The following is a 994-nucleotide window of genomic DNA, read 5'->3' on the forward strand; positions in this document are numbered from 1 at the left end:
TAAGTAGTGCGCAACGGCATCGTCAGCGTTGCTACCAATCACTTCATTGTCTGGTAGTGCCTGCATCACTTTCTCGTGTGATGTGCCCATGATTAGACCTTTACCTGCCATTGCCAGCATCTCAGTGTCATTCATACCATCACCAAAGGCAACACAGTTATCCAGCGTTAGGTTCAGAGATTTCGCGACAGCGTCTAAAGCATGGCCTTTAGATACTTCAGCGGCCATCACTTCCAGACACCAAGGTGTTGAGAAGGCAACGTTTAACTTGTCTCCAAATGCTTCTTTTAGCTTTTGCTCAAACGTGACTAGGTGTTCGTGGTCTTGCTCTGGGTGAGTGAAGAAGACCTTGGCAATGCCATCGCTCGGCGCATTATCTGCTTCAAAGCGTTTGTAGCTGAAGCCAGATTCACTGTGGAACTTAGCTAGCATTTCATCTTCACGATCGAGTAGCCAATCTTCATTTTGGTACATGTGAATGAAGATGTTTGGATCTTGGCGAACAATATCAATAACCGGTTGAACGAGTTCTTGAGGTACGTTTTGGCTATACATTAGCTGATCATTCTGGTCGTGCACGCGAGCACCGTTTGACGTGATCATGTACGCCGGAATCCCTGCGATTTGACGAATCCCAGCTACATCGACGTGATGGCGACCCGTTGCGAAGATAAAGGTATAACCTTGCTCGTGTAACTTCTTAAGCGTTAGCTTGGTAAAATCGCTCAACTGATGGTTGGGAGCCAGAAGCGTACCATCTAAATCAGAGGCAACGATTTTCACGGAATCTTTAAGTACAGGAATAGTCATTTAACCCTCATTGCAAAGTGCTTAACCGATATCAACACTAGCCAACGCTAGTATCGTTTGAATTACAATATCTCGACCCAGAAATTGTATGCCAAAATCATGCAAGAAAAGAGGGCAAAGCTCACTTACTTCTCTTCCTCTTTATTCGCTATCTTATGGCTCGTTTCTTCTTGTACTATTGATG

Annotated in this window: 1 protein-coding gene; it reads right to left on the minus strand. The window is 44.9% G+C overall.

Annotated features, from left to right (window positions below; genetic code table 11):
* On the minus strand, positions 1 to 810 hold an 810-nt coding region (locus A3712_RS19450), incomplete at its 3' end, for a Cof-type HAD-IIB family hydrolase (protein WP_063524719.1).
* Between the last annotated feature and the right edge of the window lie 184 nt (positions 811 to 994).

This window comes from Vibrio sp. HI00D65, assembly GCF_001635455.1.
Taxonomy (GTDB): Bacteria; Pseudomonadota; Gammaproteobacteria; order Enterobacterales; family Vibrionaceae; genus Vibrio.